The organism is Pseudalkalibacillus decolorationis (genome assembly GCF_024609785.1).
Classification (GTDB): Bacteria; Bacillota; Bacilli; order Bacillales; family Fictibacillaceae; genus Pseudalkalibacillus; species Pseudalkalibacillus decolorationis.
Genome location: NZ_JANHJQ010000022.1, coordinates 15543 through 40108 on the forward strand (window position 1 = coordinate 15543; position 24566 = coordinate 40108).

A 24566-nucleotide genomic window follows, 5' to 3' on the forward strand; every position below is an offset into this window, starting at 1 on the left:
TCAACTTGAAAATCAAGCATATTTAATTCTGGCATCATTATTGCATGTATATCTATGAATCTAAAAAAGGAGTGTTTAATATGTCAAAGTTTGAAGGTGTTCATGTAGCATTAGTTACGCCAATGACGAACGATTACGAAGTCAATTACCAGCGATTGTACGAAATTTGCGAGTGGCTCATTAGCGAAGGTGTTAATGGACTCATTCCTGCAGGATCACTTGGAGAATACGCCACATTATCCAATGAGGAACGTAGAAAAGTTGTTGAAACCGTCATTGAAGCGAGTAAAGGGCATGTTCCTGTCACAGTAGGAACGGGAGCACCGGCAACCAAAGATGTAGTGTATTGGGCAGAACATGCGAAGAACAGTGGGGCATCAGGGGTTATGGCATTGCCTCCTATTAATTATAATCCACTTGAAAATGAAGTGATTGCTCATTATGAAGCTTTGTCGAAGGTCGGAATACCGATCATTGCCTATAACAACCCGAGAGATTACGCGGTTGATTTAACTCCTGATTTACTAGCTAAGATTTCTAAGCTCGACAATATAGTGGGAGTAAAGGAATTTAGCGGAGATATACGCCGAGTACATGATATTTTGGAGAAAACGGATTTAGAAGTCCTTATCGGAGTGGACGATTTAGCGATGGAAGGTCCTTTATGCGGGGCGACAGGGTGGATTTCCGGTGTTCCGAACGCACTTCCAGCTGAGGGTGTGAAACTCTTTCAATTAGCTAGAGCAGGAAAAGTGGATGAGGCAATTCAACTTTACCGGAAACTGATTCCGCTCTTTCATTATGATGCCGAACCACAGCTCGTTCAAGCTATTAAATATATGATGGAATTAGCCGGACAGCCAGTCGGACCAACACGACCGCCTCGTTTAGCTTTAACGGACGAAGTGTATGTTGCCATTAAGGAACAATTTCAGAAAGCGATCAACAGTCCGGTTACAAAAGGATAAATAGGATTATGAAAGGAGCTGGAAAAATGGCAAACTCTCCAATCGTTGCCCAAATTGAAACTAAAAACTGGATAGATGGTGAATGGACTAAAGGTAAAGGTAACACGATTACAGTAAAGAATCCTTCTGATTTGTCTGAAACTGTTGGTGAAATCACCTTGTCTACGGTTGATCAGGCTAGTATAGCGGCAGATGCTGCCCATGCAGCTCTTACAACATGGAAAGATATCACTGGAAATGAACGTGGTCAATACCTATATGCTATGGCCAACGCGCTTGAGAAACATCATGAAGAACTCGCAACATTAGCTAGCAAAGAAATGGGGAAACCTTTCGGAGAAATGAAAGGTGAAGTAACTAGGGGTATCCAGTTATTAAGGTATTACGCATCTGAAGGAGTTCGTTCGGATGGTGATGTCATTCCTTCAGCTGCTAAAAACGTTTTACAGTACACAAAACGTGCACCTTTAGGTGTTATCGCATTGATAACGCCATGGAATTTTCCTGTTGCAATTCCAATCTGGAAACTTGCGCCTGCATTGATCTGCGGCAATACTGTATTATGGAAGCCGGCTGAGAATGGATCATTAACAGCTTACAAGCTTTGTACGATTTTCGAGGAAGCGGGACTTCCAAAAGGCGTTTTAAATCTTATCATCGGTAAAGGCCGTGAAATTGGTACCTTTTTAACGGAAAAGGCAGATATTAAAGGCTTATCATTTACTGGTTCGACCTCAACTGGACTTTCACTAGCAGAAGTATGTGCAAAGCGAAATATTAAATATCAAACCGAGATGGGCGGCAAAAACGCTGCTGTGGTATTAAATGACGCGGATTTGCAGAAAAGTTTACCGCCAATCATAAGTGGGGCTTTTCGCTCAGCAGGACAAAAATGTACGGCAACCAGCCGTATTATTGTAGAGGAAGGCATCTATGACCAATTCATCGATGCTTTAAAAGAGGAAATGGAGAACGTAAAGCTTGGACATGCACTTGAGGCAGGATCGTATTTAGGACCCGTTGCATCGTTAGAACAATTTAAAAAAATGAATCGTTATATTGCACTCGCTCAAAAAGAAGCCGAAATCGTTTATGAAAGCAAGGATCAAACGACCTACGACGGCTATTATATTAAACCGCTGGTTGCTACTGGCGTATCCAGTAACCATGCTTTATTTCAGGAGGAAACATTTGGACCGTTGGCTGTAATTATTAAAGTAAAAGACTATGATGAGGCGATCGACATTCTTAATGATACCGATTACGGTTTAAGCGCATCCATCTTTACCAATGATTTACACAGAGCACATCGCTTCTTAGATGATGCTGAAATCGGCATGGTCCGGGTTAATCAAGAAACTGCTGGTGTAGAATATCAAGCCCCTTTCGGAGGTATGAAACAATCAAGTTCACATACCCGTGAACAAGGTCAGGCTGCCTTAGACTTTTACTCAATTATTAAAACCTGTGCTGTTCATTACGGTTAAAGAATTAAAGTAGATTATTAATACTTGAATCGGGTCCTTTTATCCAAAAGGCGTTCTTTTTGAATTCAATCAGATTTTCGAAAAGTAACAGGTATTTGAGAAAAGGGATATAGTTAGACTCAGGATCCTTTTCTTCAGTAACCTCGGATTTGCTCCACTTACGATGTATTTTTACAAAAATAAAAAATAACAAAACAAGTTAAATGTAATCCACCCGAATGAGTCGCGTCTCAGGGTGGATTTTATTTGCACGTTAAGAAAGTATAAATACTTTCTATAGTATAAGTTCAACTACGGCTCTGACTTCGCCTAAGGCTCGGCAATCGCCGAGTTTTCTTTACACGTTAAGAAAGTATAAAAATACTTTCTATAGTATAAGCGCAACTACGGCGATCACCTGCGCTAAGGCTTGGCGCTAGCCAAGTTTTCTTTATCCTTTGACGCTACTATAATCATCAAACTTGTAAACGAACATAGTATTATAAGGTATCTGACCCCTTCCTTTTGTTCCACATACAACAATTGGTGGAATAAACGGTTTAAAAAAAACACTTCGGGCGCTCTTCTTTAGTAATTAAAAGAGGTCTTTTTGCAGGAACTGTAATTATGTTAATAGAAACTATTAATTAGGTTATCGTAGGAGGTTTTTATGGGCTATTTATTTCTTTCCGATAGCGGAGATGCAGAACAATTTAACAAGTATTTTGTTGTTTTAAGACCCGATTATTGAATAGGAAATGCAAAGGCTCACAAAGCAAGCTAGGAATTATTTTTCAAAAAAGTGTTGGTCCGAAATATAATGTAGGAAGGAGAAAGGGAATGAATTCAGTTGAACTGCTTATTTTGAACTTTGAAGAGGTTCGACGACGAAGTATAAAAATATGGAAGTCCATTCCTAAAGAAAAATTGAATTGGCGTCCAGACCCAAATGCTATGACATGTCTAGAAATGATAAGGCATGTCTTGGAGGCTGAATATTTTTATCTGCAGGTAATAGAAAATCGGGGCAGTGTCACAAACCCTGATGCTCCATACGACTCCAAAGACCTTACAACTGTAGAAAAGGAACTTGAATTTGCCCAGCCGTACAGAGAAGCGTTTATTAACCTGGTAAAATCATTTTCAAAAGAAGATTTACAAGCAATAAAAATAGATCGATCGGATCTAAGTGACGAAGGCTATTCTGGTTATATTCGTCCATTGGGCGATATGTTACTGCGGTATGCCTATCATGAAGCAATACATAGTGGACAATTATTAGATTATATGAGAACAGCGGGAGTTGAATGTCCGGATATATGGGATTAATTTAAAAGGAACCACTTTGCATTACTTCAAAAAAGAAGTAGTGCTTTTTATTATTGAAGTAAAGGTTTAGTTTGAATAAATAGAAACCTGGCGACCTTTAGAAGATTGGGAACTACCAATATTCAACTAAAGGTAAAAGGACCCTACCAAACAATAAATGAGCAAGTACTTAAAAATCTATGCTTAAACATATATAACAATCACTATAAACTTCTATACATAAGTGACTTTGGTCGGATTTTTAGATAATTACCACAAAAATCGAACAATTTTGTCGAACTGTGTTTAAGAGAAACTACTAAAGGAAGGTGAATCTATGAAAAACTGGATACGATTTTCAGTGATTTTCAGTTTAATTTTGGTTTTATTTGTACCATCCATTTCTGCATCGGCCCATTCAATCACAAAAACAGACGAAACGATGACCATGTCTGCGTCGATCGGGAACATTCGCAACGGTCCAAGCACGGATCACGAGGTCATTCTTAAATATCGTCGAGGTACCCAGTTTCACGTAATCGGATATACGACTAACTCGAAGGGTGAAAAGTGGTATCAGATTAAGTTTTCTAGTGGCCAAATAGGTTGGGCAAGTTCAACGATCTTAAAAGAAAATGATGGAGTACTGTTGGATGTCCCACTCATCTCTCAACAACCAGAACTTGCAAGAGGATGTGAGGTCACTTCATTAGCGATGATGCTTCAATACGCTGGGGTCAATGTAGATAAGATGACCCTTGCTGAACAAGTAAAAAAAGATCCAACTCCGTATTCAGAGAAAGACGGAAATGTGTACTTCGGTAATCCGAACACTGGTTTTGTAGGAAACATGTACACGTTCAGTGAAGAAGGCTATGGGGTTTATCATGGACCGATTGCACAACTGGCAGAACAGTACTTACCGAACCGAGTAGTTGATTTTACAGGTTCTTCATTTGAAACGATTTATCAATACTTAGACGAAGGCAAACCAGTTTGGGTAATTAATAACACATGGTTCGACATCGTACCATCAGAATATTGGCAAACGTGGCAAACACCAGCTGGTCCTATTGAGGTAACGATGAAGGAGCATAGTGTACTTGTGACCGGATATGATGATGAGTACATTTATTTCAACGACCCGTTAGCAAACATGAAAAATCGAAAAATTTCAAAGGAAAAATTCAAACGCGGTTGGGAGCAAATGGGAAGTCAAGCCATTACTTATAAGAAATAAAATAGTACTTTTAATTCGACGGGCATTATCATTTAAAGGTAATGCCCTTTATTATGGAAATCGTCCCCTGTCACGAGTCAGATTCAATCCCGGAACAGCGAAAAAAAATTAGTTTTACGATTAATCATTTTTACGTTTTTTTTAAAATTTACAAACTATTCATCGTTAATTAACATCTTTTTTTTATTATTAGTTATGAAGGCAACGAAAAACATAACAAAACAAGCAAAAAGGAGATGGTATACCAATAAAAAACACTCATTGTTTTATTTCTCATCATTTTTATGGAAAAAATAAGGAGGACAAGTATGAAACAATCTAAGAAACTTACATTAATGATTACGGCAGTCACTTTAAGCTTGACATGCTTCCTACCAAACGCGATTGCTGCTTCTGAAAAATCAGATTCTAACAAAAAACGGCAACCTGAGCTTGTGTTTCCAGTAATTAGCGATGTACATATTGACAACTCGTCCGCTACTGATATGGATAAGTTCAAGACAGCAATGGATCAATTAAATGAGGCTGCTCCTAAACAAGATGCTTTCGTTGTAGTAGGAGATTTAACCGATTACGGATACGAATCGGAATATGATAATTTCTTTTCAATTTATAACGAAAAGAAGCAGGACCATGCTGTTTCCATGTTTACAATGGGGAACCACGATTATTGGAATGGTCTATCTGTTCAAGATGCCCAAAAACGTTTTTTAGAGAAAACGGGTATGGACTCAATTTATTATCATAAAAGGGTAAAAGGCTATCATTTTATTGCGCTAAGTCCGGAAAACGGCACCACTCATGGACTATATACAGTAGAGCAAATTAATTGGCTTGGCGAGAAGCTTAAACAAGCACAGACTGATAAACCCGGTCATCCAATTTTTGTCTTCCTGCACCAGCATATTAAGGACACAGTCTATGGAAGTGATGATTGGGGTACACAGGAGAATGTAAAGTTGCTTTATGATACATTAAAAAAGTATCCTCAAGTCATCACATTTTCCGGGCACTCCCATTACCCACTGGAAGACCCAAGATCAATTCATCAAAAAGATTTCACATCTGTAGGTACTTCTTCGGTAAGTTATATTGAATTAGAAAAAGGAAAGCTTCAAGGCATTCACCCTCCTGGAACTCGTGAACTTAGTCAAGGATTAGTTGTTGAAGTTTACAATAACGAGGTTATCATTAATAAGCATGACTTTCACCAGAACAAACTGACTTCAAAACCATGGAAAGTAAAATATCCTGCTAATACCCGAAAATTTAAATATATAGAAAATCGTGACGATAAACAACCGAAGTTTAAACAACATGATAAACTTTCAATAATAGAAAAAGAATCTCAACTAAGAAGTTTAACTGTTCAATTTCCACAAGCAAAAGATAACTTGAATGTGCACTCTTACCGGATTAAAGCTAAAAATCTAAAAACAGGTGAGATTGATGCAGACTTTAAGGCTTTCTCTGATTTTTATTTAGATCCAATTCCAAAAACACTGAAGTTCCCAGTGGAAGGACTAAAACCTGGAACTGCCTATGAAATTGAAGTACAAGCAATTGATTCTTTTAACAATACAAGCAAGAAAACATTAAAAGCTGTAGGAAGAACAAAAGCAGTAGAGTTGGTTTCAGCTGCCGTAAATCCTTCATTGGTTCAACATGGTGAAACGACTTCTGTTAACGTAAAGATGAAAAACTATGGAACTAACAAAACAGAAGGCAAAATAAACCTAGACACTCCGAATGGATGGGAGTTAGAAAAAAATGAGATCACTTATGAGCTTAATGGCAATCAAGAAAAAACGCTTAGCGTGAAGGCTACTCCAAATAAAGAATTGTCAGGCCAATTTGAACTAACCGTAACAGCATATGAACAAGATCAACCGATTGGTTCTAAAAAGGTTCAAGTGTTTGTAGATATGCTACTAGGACAGAGCTTTGATCAACTTCAATCTTCTTTAAAACCAGCTGTTGATGAAAACATTCCTTCTTCTATACTTGGCTGGACTCAAACACCCCCAAGCGGCTGGAACATTACAAACAGCTCAAATATGCCCCAGGGAACAACAGAATGGCAAGGCTGGAGTTTTACAACAAAAGATTTCTGGTCAAAAGCCGATGGGCAAAACCGAGGAGATTTCAATCTTGGACAAGGTGTTATCGCTGTTGCTGATCCTGACGAATGGGATGATACGGGCAGCCCTGCTTCAACAGGACTTTTTGATAGTACGTTGACATCTCCTAAAATAGAGGTTAAAGGCGGACAAGATCTTAATTTAGGATTTGCCTCTCATTACAAGCAAGAAGGAGCACAAACCGCTGAAGTAACCGCAACTTTTGATAATGGCGAAAAGCAGCAAGTTCTTATCTATAATGGCAATTCTGCTTCTGACAATGCTGGTGGACACGTTCTTAACAAGTGCGAAATGAAAAAAATCCGAGTGCCAGATAATGCAAAAACAATGCAGCTAAACTGGAGAATGTATAATGCAGGAAACAACTGGTACTGGGCGGTTGACGATATCCGATTAGATGATTAAGTGATTTCGTATCCTTTAAAGTAAAACTTCCATGTAAAAAGACAAGCCTTCCTCATTAGAACATGAAGAAGGCTTGTTTTTTGATGTTAAAACTATTCCCCCCTTATCAAGCAGGAGATAGCGTAATAAAGGGACCTCTAAACAAAACGACAAATTCATTTTCATGACCCTAAGAATATACATATAAAAAATGATTCTAGAGGGAATGTGATGGCGTTGTATGTCAATATGTTTAACAAACTTAGTTTCAGTACTTTATGTATAATTGTACCAACAACGGTCTAATTGTGGCGTTTGAAGACGAATAGTAGTATTAAGAGACAGAATAAGGTTTAAACCCCATTTGAATTATCGAATAATTCTGTCGATTTTTAAAATGAAAATACCGTATATAAAGAAAACTTGGCAAAGCCAAGCCTTTTGCGCCGGCTGAGCCTTAGTTGCACTTATACTATAGAAAGTATTTTTATACTTTCTTAACGTGAAATAAAGAGGTGATATGGGCTTGGGAACGAATTATTTTTACAGGTTAGATGTAGCTAGAATAATGATTCAAAAACAACTTCAAGAATCGGCTGAGAATCTTGGCCGGACTCATACTCGGACCATCCACCTAAGTGAAAAACTTGATAAAATAATTATAAAGATGATGAAATATAGTACAAGCAATTAGTGATCAAATAGTGCAAGGGGATGATTCAGATTGGTCTTTTCTAAGGTCTTTTGAGTCATCCTCTTCTTACATGTTAAGAAAGGAAAAAATGCTTTCTGTAGAGGATATAAGGTGTTTCCTTATTTCCTGTAGACATGTTTTCTTTATTTCTTTTCATCTAATAGTGAGACGATTTCTTTTTCGATTTTGACAGGACTTGTTTGGGGTGAGAAACGCTTGTAGACAGTACCTGAACGGTTCACTAGGAACTTTGTGAAATTCCACTTTATTTCTGCACCTAAAAGACCTTTCTTCTCTGTTGTTAAAAACTTAAATAATGGATCTGCATGTTTTCCTTTTACATCGATTTTCGAAAACATCGGAAACATTACGCCATAGTTTAGCTGACAATATTCCAAAATTTCTTTATCATTATCGAATTCTTGGTTCATAAATTGGTCGCTTGGAAAACCTAATACCGTCAATCCTTTATCTTGATATTTTTCATATAATGATTGCAGTTCTTTAAATTGGGGTGTAAAACCACATTTGCTAGCTGTATTTACTATGAGCAGCACGTCATTTTGATAGTCTTTAAGTGATACTTCTTCATTATCCATCTTACAAACTGAAAAATCATAAGCAGTTCCCATATGAAACACTCCTGGTTAGGTTATTAGAATAAGAATATTCCTATTACAAATCAATATCAAGTTCAAGACCCTAGCCAGCTAAATGCTGAAGATTGAGATGGGAGCGTTATAGAAGTGAGAGTAACGAAGATTTGGGATTGAGCGCTGAAGATTGGAAGTGAGGTGCTAAAGAAAACTGATCAGGGTGTTACTCAAATAGTAATGCTCTTTATTAATTTTATGAAGATTCTTTATTAATTGTAAATATAGCATGGTAAATCAGCAAAAAAGGCAGGGGATTATTGTAAAATATGTTAAAATAGGCTTGTGAGGCGTATGAATTTTAAAGATCTGGCGCTCATTCCGCTGGTTTAATTTTTTTTGTATATATTAGTCTGAATGGTGGATTCGGGCCCTTATAAATGCTAGTGAATTAGCCTAATACATGGAGGATTTGATTATGAATCAAGCAACCGAACAAATAAAAATTGTAGAATACGATCCGAGCTATGCTGCAGCAGTTGCAGAAATGTGGAACAATAGCCAAGATGGCTGGGGTGGGGGAAATACAGTCCAAACCGCAGAGCAAGTAATAAAGCAAGAGGCAAATTCAACAAACCTACACTTATTTCTTGCACTGGATGGGGAAAAAGTGGTGGGGTATTGCAGTCTAGGTGAATATCGTGAGGACGAAGGAGCCTTATATATCCCTTTATTGAATGTCCGAGGCGATTATCACGGTAAGAAAGTTGGTAAAAAGCTTGTATTAACAGCCTTAGAACGTGCGATTGATATGAAATGGCCCCGTTTAGATCTGTATACATGGCCGGGCAATACAAAAGCAGTGCCCCTTTACAAAAAATGCGGATTCTTTTGGGAAGAACGTGATGATGCAACCCATTTAATGAACTTTATGCCAACAGTATTACATACGGAAGCAGTTCAAGACTTTTTTAAGGATCTAAATTGGTATGAAGCAAGTACAAGGGTAATTGAGGTAAAACCAGATGGAAGTAAGGACAATGATTACCGTGATTACGAATATTCTTGGTCCAATGAAGAACGAATGTTGAAAATGCAATTTGAGCGATTTGGCAGAGGCCTTCGCTTAATTGAGACAGACGATTATTATATCTCTGCAACGATTGAAGACTTCAAACTCGTATTTGGGTCCGAATACAAAATTCTTTATAGCCTAAAAAATAAAACAGGAAAGCCATTAAGGGTTTCGCTTAAAGGTGAAGACAATAAAAACATCCAGTTCTCGCTCGACAAAGATTCAGTCGAGGTAAAGGATGAAGTGACCATTGAAGCTCCATTTTATGTAGACCGAATAGAAGAAGAACAGAGCATATGGAGAACGCATCCGACGGTTAATACGATGTTAACAATTAATGGAAAAGACGCTTTATTTAAGGTTGGTCTATTGCCGAAATTTCCAGCTAATGTTACTTGCCATACTCCGGGGAATTTGTCTTACATCGGAAGTTCAACTACTTTGTTTGTTGATATCGAAAATAACTATAAAGAGACTATTACGTTCTCATTCTCTTTACCAGAAAGTGATTTATTGGAGTTAGAGAGCAACAACATAGAAGTTACTTTAGAACCGAAATCCAGGTGTTCAATCCCGGTCCCATTCACCTTAAAACAGCATGGTTTTTATTCACCTGAAGTGACAATTACAGCAACGAAGCAAGATGGATCTGCTGTAACGTATTCGAAAAAAATCGGTGTCGCTTTTAAAGGGATTGGCGCAAAATTTTCAGGAGAATGTGAGGAAACCTATCACGTATATAATGGTCAGTATCATTTGTGGCTACAGAAATTCGATAACTGGCTAGTACCCGGAAAAACAAAGACTGAAGATCAAGATTCTGCTTTCATGTATCCGAAATTAGGGAAACCTTTTTCCGAGGAGTTCTCAAAGGTCCGTGCAGAAAAGGTAGAGTTTATTGAAGATGCTAGTTCAATAGGTTACCGGGCTACCTATCAATCAAAAGCGTTTCCGGATGTTAAATTACACGCGGTTGCGAAATTATATAGTGAAGGTTTAATTGAGCATCATTATGAGGTGGAAAATACACAAATCAACACTTTACAGGAAGATATTTGGTTAAACAATCCAATCTACCATACGCTTGAGAGAGCGGTTATACCTTATGAAAATAAGATTGTAGAAATGAAGGATTCCATTGGTTCATTCCATGAGTATTGGAAGGGCGATTCAGTAACTGAGAACTGGATTTTTTCAAGGGATAATTTAACCCCAAGGGGAATCTGTTGGTCTAAGGATGAAAAGATTAATTTCGGCGGTTGGTTTGTTTATTTTGAAAACCATATTGGACGATTACAAGGGAAAGAAATTGTTAAAACAAAACCAGTTTACATGACAATTGGTGCTTTTCAAGACTGGGATTCGTTTCGAGAGTTTTCAATGCAACAAACCGTCGAACAAAAAGCGTTGACCGAACATCTTGAGTTTGTTGTAAATAATCACAATCCATTTATTTCTGGGTATACCATTCCTGTTAGTGTTATAGATTACAAGGCGGCCTATTTTAATGGAACAATCTATATTCTTTTAGGAGATAAAGTACTAAACAGTAAACAATTTAAAACGGAAGATGCTGTTAAAACAGGGGATTTTGATGTCAATGTCGATAATGCTGAAAACATAGGAGTATTATCTTCTAAACTAAAACTGGATTCAATTGAAACGAAAAAGGAATCTCTTTTTGTAAGAAAAGGGAGCAACCCGATTCGATATAAATCTCTACTAGACAAAGGGTTAGAAACGTTATCGTGCAGCAATGGACTGTTAGAGATTTCTGTCGCACCCGACTTCTATCCGAGTCTCTACTCACTGAAAGCGAATGGTAGGGAATGGTTAGACTCTTCCTTCCCGAAAGTACAACCAAAATCCTGGTGGAACCCTTGGCCAGGTGGTGTCCAAAGCACAGTACGCGAGGTTAGTCCGAATTCAATTTTAAAAGAAAAACGACATGCTGAGTTCGTGACACTAAACGATACGAAAGGGAATAAATGGGAAGGATTGAAGGTAGTCGTTAAACTCGATGAACATGAAAAATATAAAGGGTTTGAATACCATCAGTATTTCTTACTCCTGGCTGGTTCATCTGTTCTTTGCCAAACAACGGAAATTATTCAAAATGCAAATCGTTACATCCACATGAAAAAATGGGATACGAATTGTTTCTTTAGACCAAGTCAAGATATAGCAAATGGCTGGGGGAGTTTTCAAAATACAAACGGTGATTGGCATAAGATCCATGGGGGTAAAGGGGAGCAACAGATAATAGTTGGCCGTAATGTTGTCTTTGGTTCAGAGGATCATGATGATCAGCTCCAGGTCATAACCGATCTAAATGATACCGAACTTAACTCCTACATTAATAAAGAAATAATGATGTTTGGAATTCATTCAACACTAAATATTGACCACGGAAAACGCTTCTTCACAACACCAGTCTTCTTTATGTTGAATAAAGAGTGGGTACCTGATAGTGCATTGTCCAGCTTAAAATCAATCCGTTTTTGAGGGGTAGTTCGAAGAGTCTGGGAAACATTGCTGGCAAATTTCTTCGTTGCGTTGTCATTTCAGATACTCACGTACTAATTAAGTACGTTCCGTTCTTCAAGACTGCCGCGCCTCGAACTTCTTGGCCCTGTTTGTCCTCCTCTTCGAACATCTATTAATGGTAGTTCGAAGAGTCTGGGAGGCCAACACGATGTTGGTCAGTCCGACGTCATCACAGGACGTGATACATTTAGTCGGACTTCAATATAGGCTGAACATCTGAACAGAAAGAAGGAAATACATGAAGATTATTGACGCACATATGCATTTTTCAAATATTGAGAGCTTTAAAGAAACGGCTATTGAAAAGTCTAAGTTAGACTATTCTTATGATGGTATTGTAAAAGAGTACGAGGAGTCCAACGTCGTATTAGGAATTGGAATGGGATTAGTTGAAAAAGAAAAAGAAGGGTTTCCGGATCCTTCTTCTCCTACACCAATGGGATTGGATCTGGATCAACGAATTCCATCTTCAGTTGTCTATTGCGTTGGTGTCAATCCGTATCAACTTCAAAAACAGGATCTAGAAGAACTGGATAAGTCATTGCATGATCCAAAGGTAGTTGGAATTAAAATCTATTTAGGCTATTATCCTTTTTACGCGTATGATGAGGTGTACCAGCCTGTATACAAGCTTGCTAAAAAGTATAAACTTCCAGTCGTATTCCACACAGGAGATACGTATTCTGAAAGAGGATTATTGAAATACGCACATCCTTTAACGCTAGACGAAGTAGCTGTCCAACACCGTGATATTAACTTTATGATGGCACACTTTGGTGATCCTTGGACATTGGATGGAGCAGAAGTGGTTTATAAAAATCGCAATATGTTTGCTGACTTATCAGGATTAATAGTGGGTACGGCTACTGATATTAAACGATATCAGGATTCACCACGCTTCTTTAATCACTTGAAACATGCGTTAACCTTTACAGACAATTATCCAAAGTTTCTATTTGGAACGGATTGGCCACTTGTTCCTGTCCAACCGTATATCGACTTTGTGAAAGAGATCATCCCAAAGAGATATCATGAAGATGTGTTTTACAATACGGCTTTGAAAGTGTTTCCTAAAATAAAAATATACTTATAATTTAGAGTAATGTTGAGGATTGAATTTGTCAGGAATAAATATAACTAGGTTACGAGTAATTCTTTAAGGGATGACTCAGAAGGCAGATTGTTAGGATCTTTTGAGTCATCTGTACTTGGTAGTTGAGGTGAAAAAATTGTCGAGTTATGAAGTGGTAAATACAACGGTGTTCGCTTTAGAAGATGGTGGAGGTAACCCATGCCCTGTTGTATTGAACGCAGACAGTCTGACAACAGATAAAATGCAGAGGATAACAAAGGATATTGGTCATGAATCAGCATTTGTTTTAAAACCAACCCGTTCTGATTGTGATGTGAGGCTTCGTTTCTTTGTTCCATTAAATGAGATGGAAATGTGTATTCATGCAACGATAGGTAGCATAACAACTCTTGTTAACCGAGGTATGATAAAACAATCACCAACTATTGTGGAGACAATATTAGGTCTAATTAAAGTTGAATGGGAAGTAAGCGGATCAAATGTAAATGTTAATGTGGAACAATTTCAACCTAGTTTCATGAATGTAAACCCGACAAAAGGAAATGTGTGTAGAGCATTAAATATTGGTATTGAGGAAATAGATGACTCTCCAATTCAATCTGTTTCTACGTCACGTTACAAGCTAATTATTCCCTTAAGAAGTATTGAATCGCTTAACAATCTTAACCCTAATTTCAACTACCTTTGGCAATTGTGTGATGAATTTAACATAACCGGGCTTTATCCTTTTGCTATTGAAAAGAAAAACAAGCCATTTGTCCAAGCACGACAATTTCCAAAGAGAGCAGGATATAACGAAGATCCAGCAACTGGTGTAGCTGCATCTGCTCTAGGGGTATATTTAGCCGAACATAAGCTATTGAACCCCGTAATAAATGGTTGGGCTAGTTATCAGGTTATTCAGGGAGTTGCTATGGGTCGGCCAAGTATTATCAAATCCGAGGTGTTAATACAAGAAAATAAAATCGTTAGAACGCGGATTAATGGAAACGCGGTAATAAATTAACTCATATGAATAATTAAAGTTTTAACTTGCTAAAGTTCTGGAATTATTTACGACTAGTAACAGAGTTAAAAATTAATCTCTTTAAAAAGGAGAGCAATATGGAGATTCGAAAGTTGAGCCCGTGTGAGAACTATCCCATGGACTTGCTAGTATCAGCTGATCCGTCAAGGAAGTTGGTTGAAGGGTATCTAAAAAGAGGAGAATGTTTTGTAGCAGTAATAGATAAGCAGGTAATAGGGGTATATGTGTTGCTATCAACCAGACCTGAAACAGTGGAGTTAGTAAATATCGCGGTAGAGGAAAAGCAGCAGCGTAAAGGAATCGGAAAACAATTAGTTATAGACGCTATTCGAAATGCAAGGTTACAAGGCTATAAGACAATCGAGATAGGGACTGGCAATTCTGGAGTAGGTCAACTGGCACTCTATCAAAAATGCGGTTTTAGAATAATTGGGGTTGATAAAGACTTCTTCCTCAGGCATTATACTGAAGAAATTTTCGAAAATGGTATACAGGTGACTGACATGATACGCTTATCACAAGATATTTGAACAGGAGGTGCTCAGTAAATATGTTTAACATATTAGTTAGTGATCCGTTAAGCAATTCAGGAATACAGGCATTGCTTAATGCGGATGATGTTCATGTTGACCAAAAAACCGATATGGACGAAGCTGAATTGATAAAGGTTATTCCTAATTATGACGCGCTGTTGGTCAGAAGTCAGACAAAGGTTAACAGTGATGTGTTGAGAGCAGCGACTAATTTGAAAGTGATCGGTCGTGCAGGCGTCGGTGTTGATAATATTGATATCGCTGCCGCTACTGAAAAGGGTATACTTGTTGTGAATGCACCTGATGGCAACACGATTTCCGCAGCGGAGCACGCCATGGCAATGATGATGTCACTTGCCCGAAATATTCCCCGTGCTTATCAGTCTATGGTGGCTGGCGAATGGAACCGGACTGCTTTCCGGGGTGTTGAATTAAACAAAAAAACATTAGGCATTATTGGCATGGGTAGGATCGGGACTGAGGTTTCGTATCGGGCAAAAGGATTTCAAATGCACGTTATCGCTTTTGACCCGTTTTTATCAGAAGAACGCGCGAAAAAACTCGGGGTTGAAAAAGGGTCGGTTGAGGATGTTGTTAAAGTTGCTGACTTTATTACTGTGCACACACCTCTGACCAAAGAAACACACCATCTTCTTAGTACGGATGAATTTAATCTTATGAGACCCGGTGTACGCCTTATTAACTGTGCACGCGGCGGTATCATTGATGAACAGGCACTTTATAAAGCGATTCATGAAGGCAAGGTTGCTGGTGCGGCGCTCGATGTCTTTGAAACAGAGCCACCGATTAACAATCCGCTTGTCACCTTACCTCAAGTCATTGTCACGCCACACCTTGGCGCATCAACGGAAGAAGCACAGGAACTTGTTGCTCGTGATGTGAGTGAAGAGGTACTTCACATTTTGAACAATAAAGCATTTAAAAATGCCGTTAATCTACCGGCGATGTCTTCTGAAACGATGGCTAAATTGGAGCCATACTCATTGCTCGGCACGAAACTTGGCGAGATGATCATACAAATTACTGAGGGCACACCGGAAGATATTCAGATTACTTATTCCGGAGAGCTGACTGAACTTGATACCGCTCATTTGACCCGCATGATTTTAAAAGGAATGTTATCCTATCATCTTGGTTCCCAAGTTAACCTTGTCAACGCGACACACCTAGCGAAGGCACATGGCCTGTCTTATACTGTGAAAAATTCAGCTCATGATCGCGGCTTTACTAGCTTAATCAATGTATCGATAAAAACTGAAAATCAAGAACGAAGCGTCTCTGGCACATTGTTAAACGGGTACGGTCCGCGGATTATTAAAATTGACGATTATACCATTGATATTTCACCAGAAGATCACCTCTTGCTTATTCATCATATAGACCGTCCCGGATTGATCGGGCATGTTGGCTCGGTTCTTGGTGAAACTGCTATCAACATTGGCTCAATGCAAGTTGCCCGCCAAAACATCGGCGGTCGTGCAATCATGATGCTCTCGATTGACAAGAAAGCAGAAGAAAGCGTAGTTGAAAAACTGGAACAGATCCAGGATATTATTAGTGTCAAAGAGATTGAAATTGTGAGCCGCTGAACGAAAACGAGACCACAATGGAAGTGCTTCCTAGAGGGAAAGCTAATAAATTTAAAGAAAACTTGGCAAAGCCAAGCCTTTGGCGCTGGCTGAGCTTTAGTTGCGCTTATACTATAGAAAGTATTTTTATACTTTCTTAACGTGTAAAGAAAACTTGGCAAAGCCAAGCCTTTGGCGCCGGCTGAGCTTTAGTCCCTAAAGGGATGACCTAAAGGCACTTGCTTTATACTATAGAAAGTATTTTTATACTTTCTTACCGTGTAAAAAAGCCATCCCGGTATGTTGTCAGGATGGCTTTACAATTAAATATACAATTTTCTCATCCGAATTCTAAAAAATATCAATTACTTCTCGTACGTCATTTAAAATGTAATCAGCTTCTAATTTTTCAAACTCTCCTCGAGCATCCTGTCCAGATAGTCCAGTCAGAACAGCTGCAAAACGGCAACCAATACTTCTCGCCGCCATAAAGTCAGCTATTGAGTCTCCGACGACGAGAATGTCATCTGCATCTGCCAATGGGAGGCGGTGGTTAATAGCTTCCTCTGGATCTGCCTGTTTGCCGAGCCAACCGTACACATACGTGAATGGTTGGGGTTTAGCAAGCGGAGCTTTGTCCGGATATTTTTGCTCTGCTTTTAAGACATCACTTGCTGATACTATGCGATTATGATCAACATGTTCAAGTACGTCCATAGCTCGGAGCGGCTCAAGTGTTTCGATTTCAGGTCTTCCTGTACCGATTCCGATCGTAATGCCTTTATCGCTTAATTTTTTGAACAACGTTTTAATCTCTTCAGGCGGCACGATAGGAATTTCATTAGCCAGGAATCCTTTCTTACCAGTTTGGAAAGGAGGTTTGCCATTCGACAATTCCGCTTTATCATCTCCAACATACCACTCTTGGAAAACTTCCCGGCATACGTCCCATAATTGACTATTACGCGTAAAGCTCTTTGTAGCCACACCGATTTTTTCTTCCGCAATCGTATTTAAATAAAGAAACAGTTGTTGTTTCCTTGCATCGCCTTTTTCAAAATCAGCGACAAACCCCGCATAATCCAAACGCACACTATTTTTAGAAGCAAGGGTCTTTATCTCATGAAGTGTATCGCGGTTAATCTCAGCTTGAATGATGGTTTTCACTTTTTCGGGATGTTCACTTTTAAGTTGATCCAAAATGCATATAATTTGATAGGAAAATGCGAGATAGACCATATCCCAGTTCGCATTGATACCGCGTGCTTTAATCAACTTCAGAACCTGGTCTTGATCGAATACATCACCGCGTACCCGGCGGATTACATCTTCATCAGGACCCGGTGTAAAGTTATCAGGGTCTAGCCCTATGTAATTATTACTGTGAAGCAGTTCCCAAACGGTTAGTGCCGAAGCGTCGAAATAGCGTTCCTCGCTCAACAATACCCCGTCAACATCAAATAAAATCACGTTGCCTGCCACCTCCTGGATGTTCAAAGCCATCCGTTTTAGAATATTTTAGCATAGTTAAGACCGATCATGACTAATAATCGACATTGTTCATTACAATTTAACATAAAAAAATTAAGCTGTAATTAAAAATAGAATATTTACTTAATTTTCTTTTTTAACTGGACTTTAATGTTAAAATTCATTTAATAGATTTATAACGGAAAGGGTGTCTCATATGAATAATCCAGACTTAAAGGCTCGATCACCTTGGTCAAAATTAAATGATGTTCAAACTGTAAGAATTTCACCAATACAAAACCAGCAGATTAATAGTGACATAAGGATTCCTGGTAGTAAGAGTTTTACAAATAGAGCGTTAATTTTGGCTGCCCTGGCAAAAGGGACCTCTACTTTATCTGGAATTTTAAAAAGTGATGATTCCTATTGGTGTATTGACGCCTTAAAAAAACTTGGCATTAACACCGAGTTAGAAGGAGATGTCGTTACGGTTCACGGCCGCAATTCAAAATGGTCAGAACAAGCAGATTTATACATAGGTGCTGCGGGTACCATTGCTCGTTTTCTTCCAGGTGCATTAGCTGCAGGTAAAGAAGGAAATTGGGTATTAGAGGCAAGTAATAGAATGAGTGAACGTCCTATCAAGCCTTTAATAAAAGCTCTTTCCGATCTGGGGGCTAATATTGAATATCTGAATAATGAAGGATTTTTGCCTATACGTATAAAAGGAGGAGGACTTGACGGTGGCTTAGTGAGTATATCAGGGAAAACATCCAGTCAATTTATAAGTGGGTTACTTATGGCGAGTCCCTATGCAAACGAAGAAGTGACCATTACAATTCCAGACCATATTGTCCAACACGATTATGTGAAAATTACTTTGAGTTTAATGGAGCAGTTCGGTGTTAAAGCACGCTCTTCAGATAATCTTACGGAAATAGTTGTTCCTAAATCAGAGTATGTTGGTCGTAATCTCGAATTAGAGGCAGATGCCTCAACAGCGAGTTATTTTTTAGCTTTAGCAGCTATTACAAATGGTCGAATTAGAATAAACAATCTTTCAGTAGAAACAAACCAACCCGACATAAAGATGGTTGATGTTTATGAAAGAATGGGCTGTAAGGTGGTAAGAGGTAAAGGTTACATTGAATTAACAGGAACCCCTGCCTTACAAGGGGGATTCGAAATTAGTATGAAAGAAATGTCTGATCAGACTCTAACGCTAGCGTCAATCGCACCATTTTCATCAGGGGCTATAACGATGAGGGGTGTTGAGCATATACGTCATCATGAATCGGATCGTATTCATGCTATTTGTACAGAACTCAAAAAGCTGGGGATAGATGTAGAAGAATATGAAGATGGGTTAACCGTTTATCCTGGAAATCCAAAAGCTGCAATTTTGGATTCGTACGATGACCATAGAGTAGCCATGTCATTAGCATTAATCGGTGCTAAAGTACCAGGTATTATCATCACTGATCCCGGGTGCGTATCTAAAACATGCCCATCTTATTTTCAATTATTGGAGCAATTAGGTGTAAATGTTGAGTATGATTTAAAGTTATAGTATCTAACACTTTTTAGTTCTTTCTTGTTCGAAGGGGGACACTCCCAGGGGTTGAGAGAAAAATTCAGAACACTTAGCGGGAAAATTGAGCGTATCGCGTAAAAATTGAATTTATCGCGTGAAAAATGAAATTCCCGCGGCATAAAAGTATTTTCCGCGTGAAACAGTCAAAATCATATCTAGATTATCCATACTGTCAAAACAAAGCATAGAATGACAGGATTAAATAAAGAAGCCTTGATAGTATCTAATTAAGGGAGTGAGCGATATGGCGTGGATCGAATCACTACAAAAGGCGATTGACTATATGGAAGAACATTTACTAGATGATTTAACGATCGAGAATATTTCTAAACAGGCGAATTCATCGGTATTCCACTTTCAACGTACATTTGCAATATTGACTGATATATCTGTTGGTGATTACATTAGACGAAGACGTTTAACCTTAGCCGCACATGAGCTATCCAGGACAAACTGCAAGATTATTGATCTCGCCTTCAAATATGGCTATGACACTCCTGAAGCTTTCTCAAAAGCTTTTCGTAGGCAACATGGTGTATCGCCGAGTGGAGCACGAAAGTACAACGGAAAGCTTAAATCTTATAACCGCCTGGTCATACAGGTGAGTCTGAAAGGGGCAGATCCGATGCAGTACAAAGTTGTTGAAAAGGATGGTTTTCAAATCGTAGGAATCAAGCGAGAGTTTTCGTTATGCAATGAGGAGAATCTTGTTGGTATTCCAAAAATGTGGAGTGAAGTTACTACGGATGGAACGAGTGACATATTAATTAAGTCGAACAATGATCAGCTTAAAGGCTTACTAGGTGTATGTGTCGATAAAAGTGATTCAAAGTCCGAACATATGGACTACTGGATAGCCACAGCACATGATGGTGACACACCTGTCGGATTGCTGAAACTTGATATCCCCGCATCGAAATGGGCTATATTTGAAGTTCACGGCCCGATGCCAGATGCGATGCCGAAAGTATGGAAACAAATTTTTTCGGAATGGTTTCCATCTAGTGGTTATGAGTTTGCAGGGACACCTGAATTAGAAGTATATACAGACGGAGATGTGTCTGCCCCTGATTATTATTCTGAGATCTGGATCCCGGTAAAATAAAAGGGAGTACGGTTAGTGGTATTAGATAACACCAGAACATGCTTAAAGTTGTGTTAACTACAAAAGGGACTATAAAAGCATTATGGTTTCATGTTGTGAAATCATACTGCTTTTTAATGTTTTAAGATGTGGATAACTGTTAATGGAAAAAAGTCTTCAGATTGAATGATTGTACATATTAGAGACCTGTATGAGGCCAATTTACCGTGAAAGTAGCAATACCTTTTCTATATGGGTAAAAAAATAACATATTTGATGAAAAGCATTCAGGTTTAACATTCTTTTTCAAAATAATTTATCCGAAAAATCTAGAATCCATCCGAACAGAGGCTAATTCATCCGAATTTAGAACCATGAAAAAATTCTAGATATCAGTAGAAGGCATATTTGTAGTTTTTTCATGCATATTTTTGAACGAATTATTTTCAGTAAATTATGAATATTATTGTTTTTGGAAAAATACTAGATTACTGAATATTCATACTCTATAATCCAAATCAAGGCATACATAAATTCGTTTCACATGAGTAGTTCACGATCCAAGGAGGGATTGAACTTGAAATACCTGAATATTGATAGAAAAAGAAATGATTTGACAATCCGAAATGTTTGGGACGCGAAAAAACGAATTGCTTCTTTAATAAATAAAACACCGTTAATCGAATCGTTTATTCTATCAGAAAGAATGGGCAGACCTGTTTATCTAAAGCTTGAAAATGTTCATGATATTGGGGCATTTAAAGTAAGAGGAGCGGCTAATAAATTATTAACCTTAAGTGAAGATGAGAAAAAAAGAGGGGTTGTAACGTTTTCAACGGGCAACCATGGGATGGCTGTGGCTTACGTGGCAAAAAAGCTTGGTATCGAAGTTGTTATTTGTATTTCCAACCGAGTACCGAGTGGGAAAGTAGATTCATTAAAACGATTAGGAGCTCAAATTGAAATTTGCGGTGATAGTCAAGATGCTGCAGGAGAACGTTGTTATGAAATGGAGAAGGAAAAAGGAATGACTGTAATTCAGCCGTTTGATGATCCGTATGTCATTGCTGGGCAAGGAACTATAGGGCTGGAGCTGTTGGAAGAAGTTCCTGATTTAACAGATGTGGTTGTACCGCTTTCAGGTGGTGGATTACTTTCCGGAATTGGTCTATCTTTGAAATCAAACGATCCAGAGATAAGGGTGACAGGTGTTTCAATGGAGCATTCAGCAGTTATGTATGAAAGTTTAAAAGCTGGAGAACCTGTAAAGTTAGAGGAACGGGATACCCTTGCCGATAGTTTACTAGGAGGGATTGGACTCGATAACCAATACACATTCGGAATGGTCCAGCAATATATGGATCATGTTGTACTTATTCCAGAGGAGGAAATCGCCTATAGTATGGCCTTTATGATGGATAAACATCGTATGATTATGGAAGGAGCTGCTGCTACGGGAATCGCAGCACTGCTAGGAAATAAAATTGCGCATCAAGAAGGGTCCATTGCCGTTATTATAAGTGGTCACAATGTTGACCTCTCTGTACTGCTACAATTACTTCAAAATTATAAAAGGGAGCAACTCATTACTAAACACTAGTGAAAACGGCTTGATGCTCGCTCAGGAAAGTAGTGTTTGTCAAGTTTGAATTCTTTAGCAGGCAGAGGAGGACAAGGTAATGGGGTTGACAACAAGGGACTTTCTACAACTCGATATCATGAAAAGTGCAAGGGTAAGAACAGGGAGAAATATACTTAACGAAAGTTATGTTCAATGGATTTCTGTAATTGAAATGCCTGTGGAGAATTTTGTACGCAAAAATGAAGTCGTGTTGAGCACAGCAATTGGATGCGGTCATGATCTGGATTTATTTAAAAAATTTGTACACGATATAATTGAATCAGAGGCGTCAGCGTTAGTAGTCGCATTAGGCCGGCATATATTTGATATTCCAAAAGAAGTAATTGAATTGGCAGAGAAGAGAAATTTCGTTGTGATCGAAATTCCATGGGAAGTTCGTTTTGCAAATATAATAGAAGATGTCATGGGGAAATTGAATGGAATTGATTATAACGAACGTGAAAAATCAGAGAAAGTCCAACAAGAGCTTTTAAAATTGATTTTACAAGAGACGGACCTTAACTCTATTTTGAACTCGGTACAAAAACATATTGGTTGCCCGATCATAATTACGGATGAATCAGGAGGCGTCCAAGGGAAAAGCAGTAGGTTCCAAGGTTTATCCGAAAAATGGAGAGTTGATTTTTTGCCAGAAGGTATACCTGAAGAAAAGGCAACATCATTATTAACGCATGACCCTATATTTCAGAAATTTCAAGTACTTAAAATAGAGGGTCAGTCTGTATTGCAACTACCAATTCTTAAGGTTTCTGGTAACACACAGGGTTATTTATCTGTTATTTTACCGCCTCATAAACCAGTAGATACCTTTTTAACAAACTATAGAGCCAACGTGTTGGATCATTCGGCTACAACAATAGCAGTATGGCACGCTCGCAAGAATGCTATTGAAGACACAAAAATGCGCCTTCGAATTGATTTTGTACAAGAACTTGCAAAAGGTGAATTTCATTCTTTCGATCAAACAAATTCAAGAGCAAAGTTACTTGGATACAACCTGAATCTTCCATATATATGTATGGTTGGGTTCCCAGAAAACTTAAAAACACTGTTTAAAAAAAGTGAACAAGACTATCAATCATATGATCATTGGCTTGAAAGTATGCTTCGCTACATTGAGGAAGAAATTGTTTATGCCGGACAATCGCTTGGTAGAGAAGTGATGATGACCTATCAGGCAGAACAACTGCTTATTTTCCTTGAGAATCCATTGGATAAGCGAAGTGAAAACTCTTGTGACTTCTTGGACCTTGTAGAGCGACGTTTACGTAACCTTCTACCAGGTGTTGTTATCTCATGGGGGAGTGGAGACTATCATGAAGGTCTTAGGGGGTTTAAAGAAAGCTATCAAAATGCACAAGTAGCCTTAAATATTTGCAGGGGCAAAAAGGGAATCGGGGACCGTATGAGATATGAGAATACTCGTGTTGACCGAGTACTTTTAAGCCTTGCTCAGAGTAAGGATATGAAAAAGGTCATTATGTCAACAATTGATCCATTAGTTCAATATGACGAGCAACGTAACATGGATTTAATCGGTACATTCAGTGCCTATAATCGATTTCATGGAAATGTAAGTAAAACATCACGGTCATTGAACCTACACAGACAGTCTCTATTGTACCGTTTACGAAAAATCGAATCGTTAACAGGGCTATCACTCATAGATCCGGATGATTTATTTTTACTGGATTTGAGTATTAAGACCTGGAAAATGGGCTTGTCAAAAGAAAAAGCAGAACAACGATAAAGATTTTGCCTTATATTTATGAAATCAAAATGTACCTCACCTAAGAAAAGCGCAAGCGCCCTGCCTAGCCACGAAGGTCACTGGAAGACCGACGAGGAGGCTGTTGCCGCCGCAGGAGGCCTGAAGTGATCCAAGTGGTTGGGCGCTGAAGCTGGACATTACATCCATGCCGCAAACTTTTATACTTTCTTTACTCACAATAAGCACCTGAATGGATATTACCCGTTCAGGCTTTTTCACGTAAGTAAGGATTCAATCATTCAACCATTGCTGTCTTTAGAATTTGTTGTCATTTTGNAATAAGCACCTGAATGGATATTACCCGTTCAGGCTTTTTCACGTAAGTAAGGATTCAATCATTCAACCAT

The 24566-nt window shown here is 38.5% G+C and carries 17 protein-coding genes; 15 read left to right on the plus strand and 2 right to left on the minus strand.

The features are described 5' to 3' along the window. The first annotated feature begins 80 nt into the window (after positions 1-80). From NON16_RS18430 to NON16_RS25725, 6 genes are all read left to right on the plus strand, one after another. Complete coding sequence (locus NON16_RS18430) at positions 81-968, plus strand: dihydrodipicolinate synthase family protein (protein WP_257350895.1); 888 nt, start codon at positions 81-83, stop codon at positions 966-968. Positions 969-1021: 53 nt separating this feature from the next. Further along, positions 1022-2455: an aldehyde dehydrogenase family protein gene (locus NON16_RS18435; RefSeq protein ID WP_257350943.1), complete on the plus strand. Its 1434-nt coding sequence runs from the start codon at positions 1022-1024 to the stop codon at positions 2453-2455. A gap of 819 nt (positions 2456-3274) precedes the next feature. Continuing rightward, a complete protein-coding gene (locus tag NON16_RS18440; RefSeq protein ID WP_257350896.1) occupies positions 3275-3763 on the plus strand; it encodes a DinB family protein in 489 nt (162 codons plus the stop codon). A 316-nt stretch (positions 3764-4079) separates the two neighbouring features. After that, positions 4080-4982 carry a C39 family peptidase gene (locus NON16_RS18445; RefSeq protein ID WP_257350897.1) on the plus strand — a complete coding sequence of 301 codons (903 nt, stop codon included), beginning with the start codon at positions 4080-4082 and terminating at the stop codon, positions 4980-4982. 308 nt (positions 4983-5290) lie between these two features. Next, positions 5291-7528: a metallophosphoesterase gene (locus NON16_RS18450; RefSeq protein ID WP_257350898.1), complete on the plus strand. Its 2238-nt coding sequence runs from the start codon at positions 5291-5293 to the stop codon at positions 7526-7528. 547 nt (positions 7529-8075) lie between these two features. Further along, positions 8076-8201, plus strand: coding sequence for a Spo0E family sporulation regulatory protein-aspartic acid phosphatase (locus NON16_RS25725; RefSeq protein ID WP_372508845.1), 126 nt, complete (start codon positions 8076-8078; stop codon positions 8199-8201). A 143-nt stretch (positions 8202-8344) separates the two neighbouring features. Here the strand turns inward: NON16_RS25725 and NON16_RS18455 are convergent, their stop codons facing one another. Further along, the gene (locus NON16_RS18455) at positions 8345-8833 is read right to left on the minus strand and encodes a glutathione peroxidase (protein WP_257350899.1); all 489 of its coding nucleotides are present in this window, start codon (positions 8831-8833) and stop codon (positions 8345-8347) included. Positions 8834-9272: 439 nt separating this feature from the next. Between NON16_RS18455 and NON16_RS18460 the strand changes: the two genes are divergently transcribed. From NON16_RS18460 to serA, 5 genes are all read left to right on the plus strand, one after another. Next, positions 9273-12374 carry a GNAT family N-acetyltransferase gene (locus NON16_RS18460; protein ID WP_257350900.1) on the plus strand — a complete coding sequence of 1034 codons (3102 nt, stop codon included), beginning with the start codon at positions 9273-9275 and terminating at the stop codon, positions 12372-12374. Positions 12375-12654: 280 nt separating this feature from the next. Next, on the plus strand, positions 12655-13509 hold the full coding sequence (locus tag NON16_RS18465) for an amidohydrolase family protein (protein WP_257350901.1): 855 nt from the start codon (positions 12655-12657) through the stop codon (positions 13507-13509). Positions 13510-13645: 136 nt separating this feature from the next. Continuing rightward, the gene (locus NON16_RS18470) at positions 13646-14515 is read left to right on the plus strand and encodes a PhzF family phenazine biosynthesis protein (RefSeq protein WP_257350902.1); all 870 of its coding nucleotides are present in this window, start codon (positions 13646-13648) and stop codon (positions 14513-14515) included. Positions 14516-14613: 98 nt separating this feature from the next. Continuing rightward, positions 14614-15066, plus strand: a complete 453-nt coding sequence (locus NON16_RS18475; RefSeq protein ID WP_257350903.1) for a GNAT family N-acetyltransferase — start codon at positions 14614-14616, stop codon at positions 15064-15066. A gap of 20 nt (positions 15067-15086) precedes the next feature. Continuing rightward, positions 15087-16679 (plus strand): phosphoglycerate dehydrogenase, encoded by a 1593-nt coding sequence (gene serA, locus NON16_RS18480; RefSeq protein ID WP_257350904.1) that lies wholly within the window; start codon positions 15087-15089, stop codon positions 16677-16679. A 330-nt stretch (positions 16680-17009) separates the two neighbouring features. Here the strand turns inward: serA and NON16_RS18485 are convergent, their stop codons facing one another. Next, a complete protein-coding gene (locus tag NON16_RS18485) occupies positions 17010-18128 on the minus strand; it encodes an HAD family hydrolase (protein ID WP_257350905.1) in 1119 nt (372 codons plus the stop codon). Positions 18129-18345: 217 nt separating this feature from the next. Between NON16_RS18485 and aroA the strand changes: the two genes are divergently transcribed. The 4 genes from aroA to NON16_RS18505 all read left to right on the plus strand — a co-directional run bounded on the left by aroA (position 18346) and on the right by NON16_RS18505 (position 24198). After that, positions 18346-19698, plus strand: coding sequence for a 3-phosphoshikimate 1-carboxyvinyltransferase (aroA, locus tag NON16_RS18490; RefSeq protein WP_257350906.1), 1353 nt, complete (start codon positions 18346-18348; stop codon positions 19696-19698). Positions 19699-19966: 268 nt separating this feature from the next. Further along, entirely contained in the window at positions 19967-20827 is an 861-nt protein-coding gene (locus NON16_RS18495) for an AraC family transcriptional regulator (RefSeq protein WP_257350907.1), read from the plus strand. Between the two features lie 556 nt (positions 20828-21383). After that, positions 21384-22406: a hydroxyectoine utilization dehydratase EutB gene (eutB, locus tag NON16_RS18500; RefSeq protein ID WP_257350908.1), complete on the plus strand. Its 1023-nt coding sequence runs from the start codon at positions 21384-21386 to the stop codon at positions 22404-22406. Positions 22407-22485: 79 nt separating this feature from the next. Beyond that, a complete protein-coding gene (locus NON16_RS18505; RefSeq protein WP_257350909.1) occupies positions 22486-24198 on the plus strand; it encodes a PucR family transcriptional regulator in 1713 nt (570 codons plus the stop codon). Positions 24199-24566 lie beyond the last annotated feature (368 nt).